Raw genomic sequence first — 12,943 nt, forward strand, 5'->3', positions numbered from 1 at the left:
TTATGAGGGATTAAAAGGAGATCAACAAATGGGAACCGTTCGAAAACAGGTGGAAAATTGGAACAGACAGCTGTATCCAGTCACATTTCAGGGTTTTGTTGAACGTGTAGAGCAGCCGGTAGCGGCTGAGCTGCTGGCTCTGAGTAAACAGGCGAAATTTGCAGACATAGTCTGGTCCGGGGCAGATGCCTGTATGGACGACGTCTGGGGCACGATGACAGTAGCACAGTTGCAACAGATGCTGGAGGAAGGAGGCGCGGACTTGCCCCGGTTATGTTATGTACGTGTTGAGCCTGAATTGCTGGCAAGCAAAGCGCGGGTTGCTGATCTGATCGATATACTTGAGTCGGCACTGACGCATAAGGTCTTTCGCTTCAGGCTGGTATTGCAAGAGGCGTATCGCATTGGCAGTCAGGAGCTTAAAAAAGCGCTGCGAGTCTGCGACATGATTGGCAGCGATCGGATCGCATTTGAAGATTGTCTGGGCGGGTTCCGCCCTGCCGGGGTTGAAAATTTTATGCTGTGGCTGGCGCCCAAAGCACTGGCCTACGAGCTGAATACGGAATTTATCTTCTATTCTTCAAACATTGACGCTCATGATAATGCACTGCGTGCAATAGAACATGGCTGCAACTACTTGCAGGTGAGTGCACATTTTTTTAATCGAGATCAGTGCGCTCTGGCGATCGGCTCAGTGCTGGAAAGCTACGGTGACTATCAGCGTTTTTTTGACCTGGCATTGCTCGAAAAATATATCTGTCTACGTTTATTTGGTGGTGATGAGGCATTTGTAGAGCAAGAAGCACTGAAGGTTACGCCTGCTCCCACTGCTGTACCTGGGAACGTGCAAATGACGCCGGCGATAAAAAATGACACGCCAGTCTCACTGCGTTTTGAGGTCAGCGACAACGACTGGCATGTGCGCTTATTGCTTAAGCGTGGTTCTCAGAGTGTGGATCTGGGCGAGCGTGTACATCACTATATCTTGCTATTATTGGTGCGCGAATACCATGAGCAAGCAATGAAAGCCTGGGAAGAAGGCGAAAAAGTCGATCCTTTGCTGACCGGGTGGGTTGAGCGGGAGCTATTGCACCGTATGATTGGCGACAATGAAACTCAGTTCAATGTCAAACTGTGCCGTGCTAAAAAGCAGTTACATGATGCTGCAAAAACTCTGGGCCTGGATGTATTTGAACCCTGCGCCTACAGGCAAGGCGCACTGCGGATTAACTTTGGAAATGTTGAAGTCCTCAAAGGGAATAGCTGTGAAATTGTCATTGAGAATTGGCAGATAGCGGAGTCTGAAACTGATGAACAGGCAATGGCAGCTTAATATTATGACGACGGGGCGTTGTATTTCTGTATTTGTGTGAATAACTACAACAGTACAACGCGTATGTTGGTTGGTGAACTAAGTGTAAATAGTGCACCACGATGGTTCATGATTAATTTCAATATTTGGTATGCTTTATTTTTATTCATTGTTATATGGTCTGAACAACAGGATTGTTGTTGTAAATGATATTTTTCTATTATCTTCAATAAAGTCTAGTATTATCCTATCTGTTATCTTGAAAATAATATATCCACTTAAATAGAAGGTGCTGTTTGTGTGGATATATTATTTGTAACAAAATAATGTTCTTTTCCTTAGTGAGTTTTGTCAGTCTAGATAATACCGAAGCTCATGCCTTTCGCAATGGCCTGAGAACGGTTTACCACATTCAACTTGGTGAATATATTAGATAAATGAAACTTCACTGTACGCTCGGATATACTGAGGATGATGGCAATATCACCATTGTTTTTGCCCTCTTTAGCCCATTGTAAAACCTCAAGCTCACGTTTGGACAGTTGTGGCATGCCAATTTTTCGTCGTGTGTTTTCACCATCGCGTGAAAACAGCTCGTGAAAGTGTGGCGCGATGTAAGACAAGATATGCGCGTCTGCTTTATTGGTCGTAGCCTCGGTCGAAATAGACAGTAGGGTAGAGCCACTGTGGTTGTTGACGACAATAGACAAGCCATGACTTCCTACATATTTCTGAGATAAAAACTGAAAATCACTGGAGTATTGCTCTTTTGCCGGAGAGAACTGAAATGCACTTTGCCAGTCAACCACCTGGTTGCTTTGAGACAGCGCATTAAGCACGGGGTCCTGTTGATAGAACTTACGCTGAAAGTAGATATCCTGCCACTCATTGCTCAAGTTGTAGGAAAATAACTGCGAGGGACTCGTGAGCTGGAATTGATTTTGTACATCGATGGCTAAAATCGCGGTTTTGATGGGAATGAGTTTGTCTAGTTTATTAAATAAGTTATTTACTGAGGTACTGTCATTTTCCGATTTTACACAGCTATCGACAAAATCCAGTGTTTGGATCAATTTATCCTTGTCAATCATATTAAGCACACCATAGTTACGTTTTAATGAGAATATTTATTCTATGGTGAGTGCATGGTTAGTCAAGTGTTAATTTGTGAAGTTTTTATCCCGGGTACAGCTTGGTTACTGGAACGGATGGTAACCAAGCTCCGGCTTTTTAAATATATTTTATGCAGCTTGCAGGTAGGATATATTTTCCACAGGTTCTGGTGCAGTATTTGTCAGATAAAACTGGTTACAGGCAGAAATAAATTGGCGTACATCAATTTTGGCTGCAACGGTTCTTACTCCATCAGGCATCGTCACTGTTTTACCCAGTATTTCACATGGCAGGCCTTTACGTTTTAGTAGTGACAAAATCTGTCTTGAAACAACGATATACCAGTATTGGATATTATTTTGCTGCGCATGTGCCAGTAGTCCTTTTATCAACAGGTCACACACTGTAAAGGTGTCTTTTACCTTGGCATCTCGGGAAATGATATCGACTGCAAGACGTGTTACTTCTGCACTGTTTTTCTCAAACTGATAGTTTTTATCTTCAATCAGGAAACTAAATGTATCATTCAGCAGCCAGGGCGAATGCTCAGGAGTGATACGCATGTAACCTTTCACAGTATCTTCCTGATAGGCCATGACATGAGTGCTGGCAAAGTCGTACTTATCGATTTCCATTTTACTTTGTTCTGTTTTTACCCAGCGCAGTTCTTCAGAGAAAACACTGTGTCTGAGTTTAAAGCAGTCGATAAGTTTGTTTGATGCACGTGTTACCAGTACCTGCCAGTTGTTTTCGATGATTGAGATTGCCTTAGTCATGGTTCAGTTCCTTTTTAATTAAGCCGTTTCGCATTAGTACGTTTTTTATTAAGCCGTGTTGCTTCAATACGACCCATTATAGGGAGCGCTGAAAATCGCATAACCGATCCAATGGGCAGCTGTACTGTTGGACAGTGAAAGGTCCTGAAATATATCAGTGTGATATGTAATCGTTTGAAATGAAACGAAATATTGCGTTGTGTCTGTAATGGGGATAGGGCAGTACAGTGGACAGGTAATCACAAACTAGCATTAAGGAAATATCATGACTGCAATCGAAAACTGTACACAAACACTGTCCACAATTAATACCATAAACCCAGACTCATCCTGTTTTTCTATTCTTAAGCAGCTGGTCGCGAGTCACTATGAACTGGTCCATGAAGCCATCATTGAGCCTAAGGTCGATGAATTCATATCACTGAAAAAAAGCGCCAATGGTTGTGAAGAGTATTTGGCGGCCTATGGGATTACCTATGCGGCAAACAAAGCCTTATTTTCGGAGCAATATATAGAAGGAGATAACATTGAAACACATGTGCTCGATACATTGGGCATAGAGTTGTCTCGTCAGGAAATTTGTGAGATTGGTGCATTCTCGTCATTTAAGGGACGAGGTGGCGCGCTCAAACTACTGGAATCCTTACCTTATATTATGTGGTCAAAAGGTCAGAAATATACCTTAGTGACTGTTACCCCCATCGTTGAAAAAATGATTGGCCGGCTGGGGTTTTATTTCCATGAAGTGGCACGGGCTAACGTCGAGATGTTACCACAACAGCAGCAATCTACCTGGGGGCGCTATTATGAACATAATCCCAAAGTGCTGTTAGTGGATCTGGCCGCCAGTTTGCAAAGTACTTTGCCTTTGCTATTTGGTAAATATCAGGTCGCTGAGTTGAGGTTGAATGAGCATGGAAAAGTGCTGAATCATTTGGAAGTGGCTGCCTGAAAGGTGCAGCCGGAACGCGACCAAATGGCCTATCTGGGTAAACCTGACTGCCTGGACAGGTGCACAAAAACAGCGTCGTATTAGCATATGACTGGTTGATTCATTACATTTAATCAGGAGCAAATATGACGAACATCATGACTATGAAGGCCCTCAGAATTCACGAATACGGTGGGCAGAGTAAACTGCTAGAAGAGCAGGTCGCACTGCCCAACGTTGCTGAGGACGACGTACTGATAGAGGTGGCTTACACCAGTGTTAACCCGGTTGACTGGAAAGTCCGCGAAGGCTGGTTAGCAGAAGAAGAGCTTCATCAGTTGCCCTTGATCCTGGGCTGGGACGTTGCCGGAACTGTGGCTAAAGTCGGTGAGCACGTGACGGGCTTTCAGGTTGGCGACCCGGTCTATGCGTTTGGCGATCTGACCAAAGACGGTGCCTATGCACAGTTTATTAGTGTGAATGCCGCGCTGGTTGCGAAAAAACCACAGAAGTTGGATTTTGCACAAGCCGCATCTGTCCCGCTTACCTCTTTGACCGCCTGGCAGGCGATTAATCAATTGGCTGATATCGATTCTGAGACATCGATCCTTATTCATGGTGCCAGCGGCGGTGTTGGCAGCTTCGCTGTGCAGTTTGCAAAGCGTCTGGGTGCCACCGTTACGGCGGTTGCATCAGCAAAGAATCATGACTACTTGCGTACCTTAGGTGCAGATCAAGTGGTCGACTACAACACACCGGACTATCTGCAATCTCTGGGTCAGTTTGATGTGGTCTTTGATATTGTCGACAACGATGTTGCGGGTATTTACGACACAGTCAAAGCAACTGGCAAATATATTTCAACACTCAAGACACACGAGCTGCCAGCCCGATATGACTTCGCGCATGAGCGCGTACTGGTGATGCCAAACGGCGGTCAGCTTAGTGAGATAGGTGCATTAATTGACAACGGAGAAATTAAGCTTCCGGAAATTGTTGAAATGCCTTTTACAAGCATCGGCGAAGCTCATGCCTTATCAGAAACCGAGCATGTGCGCGGCAAGATTGTCATTAGCATTTAACTTTTCAATTCAATATTGCGGCTCACTCTTAGTCCTGGCAAACACCAGTAGATTTTCGAGCCGCAGATGCGCTATTAGCCCAATAGGATAAAAGGAACAAACTCATGAACAAACTGATCATCGGACTGCTGTGTGCCACCGGATTGTATGCTGCACCTCAAACACAAGCCCAGCAGAGTGAACACGACAAACAAATTATTGCTAAACGCACTGTAAAAGGTCATTTAACCACAGGGGTAAATAACTACTGTGGTCGTAAATTATTCGAATTCCCGGCGGCTTACGATAGCCTTAACGATCTGTCTTTTCAGTTTGTTGGCGAATACGATCCAACGCCGGGGGCGCTGGACGCCAAGCCATTAAGTGCAGAGAACTGTGAGGCTGATACCATTCTTGCCTCAACGACCGATCCTGTTAATGTAGCCTGGTTGCAGAGTTTTCTGGACATGCCAGACGCCGATCCCCGACTTAAAAATCGTCCCATTATGGACAAGCCAACTTATGTCGACCTGATCGGTAATCATGGCTACATCGAGCGTCGTTTACCTGAGCACTCGAACCCTGTGCCCTTCTTCGACGGACCGAAAGAAGAGATCACCTTAGGCTCCTGGTCTAAAGCGCGTGGTCGTTACAAGTTTCAGTGTTATAACGATAATTCGGCGAAAACTGTGGCCAGATTCAAGCACTTGTTTCCTAATTCTATGTACTCGATGCTGGCGGTCTGGGATCGGGCTGGCGAGTTAGTGGTACAGCCTTTCGGTGGCCTGCCGAATGTATTCATCACAGATAAACGTGGTAATGCGCGCTATGAAAAAGAAATTAACGGCTGTCCGCTACTGCCTACTGAGGATGGCAGCTCACTGTTGTATCTGATCATCAGTTATCACCCGAATGCGTCTATCACAGGTGCCTCTTCCTTTATTACCGCAGCACCTGCAACGGTTATTGACAAAGATGGCAGTGTGTTCGAAAGCACACAACCACCTGGCATCGTGATCCACGATCAAATCATGTTCCCCATTAATGGCCTGGAGAAGATCCAGTATGACCAGCCACTAATTGCCAAGTAAGCCGGAGGTCTGAGTGGATATTGCAACTTTATCATTGCGCACTCAGGCTGACTTGATAGCGTCTGGTGCGCTATCAAGTGAAGCGCTGGTGCGTCATTATCTGGATATGATTTCAAAACACAATGGTGAAGTGAATGCCATTGTTCAGGTAGCTCGGGTTGAAGACCTTATTGCACAGGCACAAGCCGCGGACGAAAAGGTACGCAGTGGCGCACCACTGGGTCGTCTGCATGGTGTGCCCATGACAGTCAAAGACATGTGTAAGGTCGCAGGTTTCCCCTGCACCATGGGGACGGAAGGGCTGACCGGGTTTGTTGCCGAAGAAGATGCCACCATAGTTGCGCGGGTCAAAGCGCAAGGAGCCATTATTCTGGGCATTACCAATGTGCCTGAATTACTGATGGCGTTCGAGACGGATAACCTGATCTATGGCCGAACCAATCATCCGCTTGACTCGCACTTATCACCCGGTGGTAGCAGCGGGGGAGAAGCGGCTGCTATTGCATCGGGTTGTTCGCCAGCCGGACTTGGTTCAGATTCGATGGGCAGTGTTCGTGTTCCTGCCAGCATGGTGGGCATTGCCGGGCTAAAAGTCACACAAGGTCGCTTGCCACAAACCGGACGGGTGCCCATGGAAGGGGCCAGTCTGCACGTAAGATCGGCGTCTTATGGTCCTATGGGGCGTTACATTGATGACGTGGCGTTACTGTTGGAGATCATTGCCGGGCCAGATGGCATTGACCCGAACACCATGCCTGTACCCGTGCAGGATTACCAGCGTTGTGATATCTCTACGTTGGATGTGGCCTGGTATGAAAACAATGGCTGGTGCGATGTCCAGCCGGAAATCGTGCAGGCATTGCGACGGGCCGTTGATACACTTGCGCCGTTTGTTGGATCAGTGACCAATGACGCGCCGGCATGTCTGAATAAGGTTAAGTCGCTGGCTCTGGAGATGATTGCGTTTGGTGCTGATGGCGGACAAAGCTGGTATCAGGGGGCAAAATTAATGGGGAGCAAAGCACTGTCTCCCCTGTTTGAGGCCTTTTTGGAGTCTGCATCGTCTTGTCAGCTGACGGTCACTGAATTGCGTGGCCGACTGCGTGAGTGGGACCAATACAATTTTGCAATGCAGGCTTTTAGCCAGCGTTACCCAATCACTTTGTGCCCGGTCAGTGCCACAACGGCACAAGCCCACGGACACTCAGTAAGACAGATCGACAATTACACCTTTACCATGGCTTACAGTTTAAGTGGCCAACCTGTGGCAACTGTTTGTATTGGAAAAGATAATAACGGTTTGCCGATTGGGGTGCAGGTGGTTGGGCAGTTGTGGTGTGAGCATCAGGTGCTGGCGGTTGCATCGGTACTGGAGCGTGCCTTTGCTCAATCAGATGCAGCCAATTCATAAAAGGAGTGTTTGATGAAATATATGATTATGTTAGTGGCGTGTGGTTTCCTGTGGGGATCTCAGTATATTTTTAACGCCATTGCTCTTGAGAGCATGCCAGCTTTGTGGATCGCAGCATTGCGCTCCACCATTGGCGCACTGGTACTGATTGTTGCTTGTTACTTTCTGGGCTTAAAGCGTGAGCCAGGTCACTGGCGATTACTGTTTGTGATTGGATTGCTGGAAGCCACCTTGCCCTTCTTGCTGGTTGCCTGGGGTCAGCAAACGACGGCGGCGTCTCACGCTGCTGTCATCACGGGTATGAACCCGTTACTGACGATTTTACTGGCGCCTTTGTTGCTAAAGGACAGCGATTTCAGCGTCAAAGGCATTCTGTGCGGATTAATTGGCTTTGCCGGTTTGCTTTATTTATTTTTACCTCAGCTTCAGGCGCAGTCAGCATCCCAGTTTGTCGGTGCCGCAGCCATCTTTATCGCAGCACTGAGCTTTGCACTGAGCTTAATTCTGGTGAAAAAGCTTGAGCATTTGCATCCGGTTGTAGTTGCCCGTGACGTTATTGCACTCTCCGCATTGCAATTGCTACCGTTAGCGATGCTGTTTGCGGATCTTAATGTCACACAGATAAGTGTCGATGCGATGCTTGCCAGCGGTTATCTCGGCGTGTTCTGTGGTGGTGTGGTCTATATTCTGTTTATGCAATTGATCATGAGTAAAGGACCTGCATTTGCTTCATTCAGCAATTACCTGGTACCAACAGTTGGAGTATTACTGTCTTATCTGGTGACGGATCAGGTATTTGACTCGCGGATCCTGGTGAGTCTGGCGATTATCATGTTTGCGATTTTTGTCTATCAGTATCAGGGCAAACGCAGCAGTACGTCACAAGAGGCGCCGTCAGCGGTACATAACAGCTAGCAACAAAAAAGCCCTGATATGATCAGGGCTTAATTTAGGGTTACCGACAGTAATGCGGATTATGCAAACGCATCCTGTAGTGGCGGAACGACCTGCTTTTTACGGCTCAGTACGCCATCCAGCCATACCCGGCTATTTTCAGGGGTGACCTGGTAGGCTTTTTCTACAATGCTTTCGTCGTCAGATGCGATCAGCATTTGTGAGCCTTCTTTCATGATATCGGTCAGCAGCAGTAATACTGAGTGACGGCCGCCTTCTTCTTTCAGCTTAGCAATGTCAGCTTCCAGGTCGGCTTTGATGTCATCAAATACAGACAGGTCAATCACTTCCAGCTGGCCAATACCAACCAGGTTGCCATTCATGTTGAAGTCTTTAAAGTCACGCATAACCAGATCGCGTGCCGGAGTACCTTCAACCGCTGATTTTACTTTGAACATGTCCATGCCCAGTGCTTTAAAGTCTTCTACGCCTGCAATTTTAGCCAGCGCTTCAACACATTTAATGTCTGCTGTAGTACAGGTTGGTGACTTAAAGATCACAGTATCGCTCAGAATTGCACACATCATCAGACCTGCGATCCCTTGTGGGATTTCAACGCCGTAGAAGTCATACATCATTTTGATGATGGTGTTACTACAGCCAACCGGACGGATCCAGCACTCAAGCGGCGTTGAGGTAGTCAGGTCGCCCAGTTTATGGTGATCAACCACACCTACAACGGTTGCTTCATCGATGTCATCCGGTGCCTGAGTCTTTTCGGTATGGTCAACGATATAGACTTCTTCACCCGCATAGCTCAGTTTTAACTCCGGCGCTTCAAAGCCAAAGCGGTCCAGAATAAACTGAGTTTCAGGAGAGACATCGCCCAAACGTGTTGGGATTGCTTCTTCACCGATCTGGTTCTTCAGGTAAGCCAGTGCAATTGCACCACAAATTGAATCTGAGTCAGGGATCTTATGTCCCACTACATACATTGCCATTGACGGTTCTCCAAAAAAATTTGTCGCCATTCTAGCAAAAATTAACCACAAGAAAACAGCATAAGCGGGGCTAATCGCAGCTTTTTCATGTACCTTACAGAGACGATACTCTGTGCACTGAAACAATAGCGAGGACGTGATCACGCGAAATGACAGGTCTTTGCGCTGTGTTTGCTGACACGCTAATATAGAAATAGGTTTATTTTGCTCGAAATATCAATACTCATTGAAGCTTGCCTTGGGTATTTCGACGATGACTAACACTGCTGACATGTGTCGATAATTGACGGGCCAAGGAGGCGTTGAATGGAAAAAATCTATCTGGTGCTGGCCTGGATGGGGTTGGCTATTTTTTTGTATTCCATCGCTATTCGGCAGCTGAAACGGGCGGAATTTACCGGACCGATGTGGTTTGTGTTGTTTGGCTGTGCGCTGGGATGGTACTTTCAGGAATCACTGTCGCTGCGCCTAGAGAACTTGCGTGAGTTTTTGCCGCTGGTGGAGCTGATCCTGGCCATTTTTCTTTTCTCTGATGCCGCAAAAACCCGGCTCAGAGTGTTGCTGCACTCTTATCAACTTCCCCTGTTATTACTGCTGGCTCTGCCTCTGACTATGGGCCTGGCCGCACTGGGGGCACATTGGCTACTCTCACTGCCCTGGCTGCCCGGGCTGATTTTGGCCATCATGTTGACACCAACTGATGCCGCGCTGTGTCAGAGCTTTATTCAGGATAAACAAGTACCAGCGAAACTCCGTGAGGCCATCAATGTCGAGAGTGGTCTGAATGATGGCTTATGTGTGCCTGTTTTTCTGTTTTTATTAAGCAGCAGCATTCATACGCAAGCGCCTTCGGGGCACTCACTTTTGATGTTGTTTTTACAGGAGGTAGGGATTGCACTTGCTGTTGCATTAATGTTAACCATTGCCGCCATATGGCTGATAAAATTGACCTATCGTCATCACTTTTTTGCCGCTAAAAGTAGCCCGTTTTTATTTATTGGCATTGCGATTGGGGTCTTTTCGCTTACTCAGTTACTGGAGGGAAGTGGTTTTATTGCGGTGTTTATCAGCGGCCTGTTGTTTGACTATGGGTTTCGCGATGCCTTTAAAGACAAATTAATCGAGGAAAGTGAGCAAATAGCAGAGTTGGCAGCCTATATCCTTTGGGTCATCTTTGGGATCAGTGCCAGTGTGCTGTTATTTACTGCATTTGAGTGGCAGATATGGCTTTATGCCCTGCTGGCTGTTGTGGTGTTTCGTTTTATCCCTGTTATGGTGCTGCTGATGCCGACCCGTTTAGACTGGCGGGCGCAAGTGACGCTGGCCTGGTTTGGTCCAAAGGGACTAGCCTCTGTGGTACTGAGCCTGATGCTGCTGGGTTCCAATCTTGCGTATAGCCTGCTACTGACGAAGATTACCGCTGCAACTGTGTTGCTGAGTATTTTTATCTTTGGTGTGAGCGGCCATCTTGCTGGCTCTTTTTTGACTAAAAAACAACAGTAGACGAACAAAAAGTGTCACTCGGGTGAAATAAAAAAGTCATCAAGTGTCCCTAAACTGTGCCGCGGCTCAGATGATTACGTTTTAGGAACACTACAATGAATAAAAAGCTATTAGCAGTGGCAGTATCTGCCGTCTTATTGACCGCATGTAACAATGACGACACCAGAACGGTTGAAGTCGTAAAGGAAGTCGAAGTTGCAAAAGAAGTGGTTAAAGAAGTTGAAGTCGAAGTGATTAAAGAGGTGAAAGTGCCTCCGACGGCTGTGACTCAGGTTAAGAATGTTATCCTGATGATTGGCGATGGTATGGGTGCCCAGCAGGTTGGTTTACTGGAAGAGTATGCGCGCCGTGCACCTAACTCAACATACAATAATAAAAACAACCAAACTGCACTGTCTAAGCTTGCAGCGGGTGGCCATTTGGGTCTGTCTCTGAACGCACCTCACGGTGCAAATGGCAGCCTGGTTGTAGACTCTGCGTGTTCAGCAACTCAACTGGCGACTGGTAAAGCGTCGGGCTCAGAGATGATTGGCCTGGATGACCAGGGTTACATCATTGAAACTATTCTTGAAAAAGCGAAAAAAGCCGGCAAAGCGACAGGTCTGGTTTCTGATACTCGCTTAACACACGCTACGCCAGCGGCCTTTGCAGCACACCAACCACATCGCTCATTGGAGCCTGAAATTGCGGTTGAAATGGTAGAAAGCGGCATGGTCGATGTCATGCTTTCTGGTGGTGCACGCGTCTTTATCCCATCTGATATTAAAGAAGATGCCGAGGATCAGCAAATACTTGCAGAGCTGGGCATGCCTGCCAGTGTCTATAAAAAATCTAAGCGCAGTGATGACCGCAATGTTGTTGTTGAAGCGAAAGACCAGCATGGCTATACACTGGCGTTTGATAAGGCACAGTTAGCTAAAACGGATAGCGATAAACTGCTTGGCTTGTTTGCCAACTCAGGTATGGCGGATGGCATTGCTTACAGAGACTGTAAAGCCGATGACAGTTGTACGCAGCCGTCTCTTAAAGAGATGACGGTTAAGGCACTGGATATCCTGTCTAAAGATGAAGACGGTTTCTTCCTGATGATTGAAGGCGGCCAGATTGACTGGGCAGGCCATGCGAATGATGCCGGCTGGATGTTGAACGAGCTGCTTAAGTTCGACGAAGCTGTTGAAGCCGTTCATGAGTGGGCAAAAGATCGCACAGATACGCTGGTCTTGGTCACCGCTGACCATGAAACCGGCAGCTTTGGTTTTAGTTACTCAAGCCACAACAAGCCAGAAGGCGTATTGTTGCCAGGTGATGGTATGAAGGGCGCCGAGTATAAGCCGAAGTTTAACTTTGGTGGGCTGGGCATTCTGGATACTTTATATGGGCAAGTGGGCACTTTCTACGACGTGCTGGGTGAAGTAAATGGTGACTACAACTACAGCGATTCGACGGATCAGCAATGGAAAGACGCCATTGAGAAATACACGCCATATACAGTGACATTAGAAGAAGCTGCAAAAGTGAATGCCTCAGATGCTCTGAATAGCAGCAACTACCCACTGCCTAAATTTGAAGACTTCTCAGACTTCTATGTTTATGACACAGAAGACTTTACTGCAAAAATCGGTCGTGTAGTGGCGAAGCAACAAAACGTAGTTTGGGGTACTGGCACGCATACAGCGGCACCAGTACCTGTCTATGCCTTTGGTCCGGCGGGCGTGACTGAGCAGTTTTCTACGCTGCAACACCATGTCGACATCGGTACTAAGATGATCAAAGCTCTGGGCCTGCAAGACGCAGAGTAAGTGCTGACTTTTAAGGATAATCCATAATAACAAACATGTAAGATCTGGAGA

At 46.9% G+C, this 12,943-nt stretch carries 11 protein-coding genes; 8 read left to right on the forward strand and 3 right to left on the reverse strand.

What is annotated here, in order from left to right:
* Positions 1 to 28: 28 nt before the first annotated feature.
* Complete coding sequence (locus tag NH568_RS09765) at positions 29 to 1,333, forward strand: hypothetical protein (RefSeq protein ID WP_253046584.1); 1,305 nt, start codon at positions 29 to 31, stop codon at positions 1,331 to 1,333.
* A gap of 335 nt (positions 1,334 to 1,668) precedes the next feature.
* Here NH568_RS09765 and NH568_RS09770 read toward each other — a convergent pair whose 3' ends face one another.
* Both NH568_RS09770 and NH568_RS09775 read right to left on the reverse strand, forming a co-directional pair.
* Complete coding sequence (locus NH568_RS09770; RefSeq protein ID WP_253046586.1) at positions 1,669 to 2,403, reverse strand: LuxR family transcriptional regulator; 735 nt, start codon at positions 2,401 to 2,403, stop codon at positions 1,669 to 1,671.
* 150 nt (positions 2,404 to 2,553) lie between these two features.
* Positions 2,554 to 3,201: an acyl-homoserine-lactone synthase gene (locus tag NH568_RS09775; protein WP_253046588.1), complete on the reverse strand. Its 648-nt coding sequence runs from the start codon at positions 3,199 to 3,201 to the stop codon at positions 2,554 to 2,556.
* A 265-nt stretch (positions 3,202 to 3,466) separates the two neighbouring features.
* Here NH568_RS09775 and NH568_RS09780 point away from each other — a divergent pair, with 265 nt between their 5' ends.
* The 5 genes from NH568_RS09780 to NH568_RS09800 all read left to right on the forward strand — a co-directional run bounded on the left by NH568_RS09780 (position 3,467) and on the right by NH568_RS09800 (position 8,610).
* Positions 3,467 to 4,153 (forward strand): thermostable hemolysin, encoded by a 687-nt coding sequence (locus NH568_RS09780; protein WP_253046590.1) that lies wholly within the window; start codon positions 3,467 to 3,469, stop codon positions 4,151 to 4,153.
* Positions 4,154 to 4,278: 125 nt separating this feature from the next.
* A complete protein-coding gene (locus NH568_RS09785) occupies positions 4,279 to 5,214 on the forward strand; it encodes an NADP-dependent oxidoreductase (protein WP_253046592.1) in 936 nt (311 codons plus the stop codon).
* 104 nt (positions 5,215 to 5,318) lie between these two features.
* Entirely contained in the window at positions 5,319 to 6,284 is a 966-nt protein-coding gene (locus NH568_RS09790) for a hypothetical protein (RefSeq protein ID WP_253046594.1), read from the forward strand.
* A gap of 13 nt (positions 6,285 to 6,297) precedes the next feature.
* A complete protein-coding gene (locus NH568_RS09795) occupies positions 6,298 to 7,695 on the forward strand; it encodes an amidase (protein WP_253046596.1) in 1,398 nt (465 codons plus the stop codon).
* Between the two features lie 12 nt (positions 7,696 to 7,707).
* Positions 7,708 to 8,610 carry a DMT family transporter gene (locus tag NH568_RS09800; protein WP_253046598.1) on the forward strand — a complete coding sequence of 301 codons (903 nt, stop codon included), beginning with the start codon at positions 7,708 to 7,710 and terminating at the stop codon, positions 8,608 to 8,610.
* 59 nt (positions 8,611 to 8,669) lie between these two features.
* Here the strand turns inward: NH568_RS09800 and NH568_RS09805 are convergent, their stop codons facing one another.
* Complete coding sequence (locus tag NH568_RS09805) at positions 8,670 to 9,590, reverse strand: manganese-dependent inorganic pyrophosphatase (protein ID WP_253046600.1); 921 nt, start codon at positions 9,588 to 9,590, stop codon at positions 8,670 to 8,672.
* 306 nt (positions 9,591 to 9,896) lie between these two features.
* On the opposite strand from NH568_RS09805, the gene NH568_RS09810 reads away from it, so the two are divergent.
* Together NH568_RS09810 and NH568_RS09815 are read left to right on the forward strand one after the other, a co-directional pair.
* Complete coding sequence (locus tag NH568_RS09810; RefSeq protein WP_253046602.1) at positions 9,897 to 11,093, forward strand: cation:proton antiporter; 1,197 nt, start codon at positions 9,897 to 9,899, stop codon at positions 11,091 to 11,093.
* A 95-nt stretch (positions 11,094 to 11,188) separates the two neighbouring features.
* Complete coding sequence (locus NH568_RS09815) at positions 11,189 to 12,892, forward strand: alkaline phosphatase (protein WP_253046604.1); 1,704 nt, start codon at positions 11,189 to 11,191, stop codon at positions 12,890 to 12,892.
* Positions 12,893 to 12,943 lie beyond the last annotated feature (51 nt).

The sequence above is a fragment of the Pseudoalteromonas sp. XMcav2-N genome, from assembly GCF_024124545.1.
Taxonomy (GTDB): domain Bacteria; phylum Pseudomonadota; class Gammaproteobacteria; order Enterobacterales; family Alteromonadaceae; genus Pseudoalteromonas.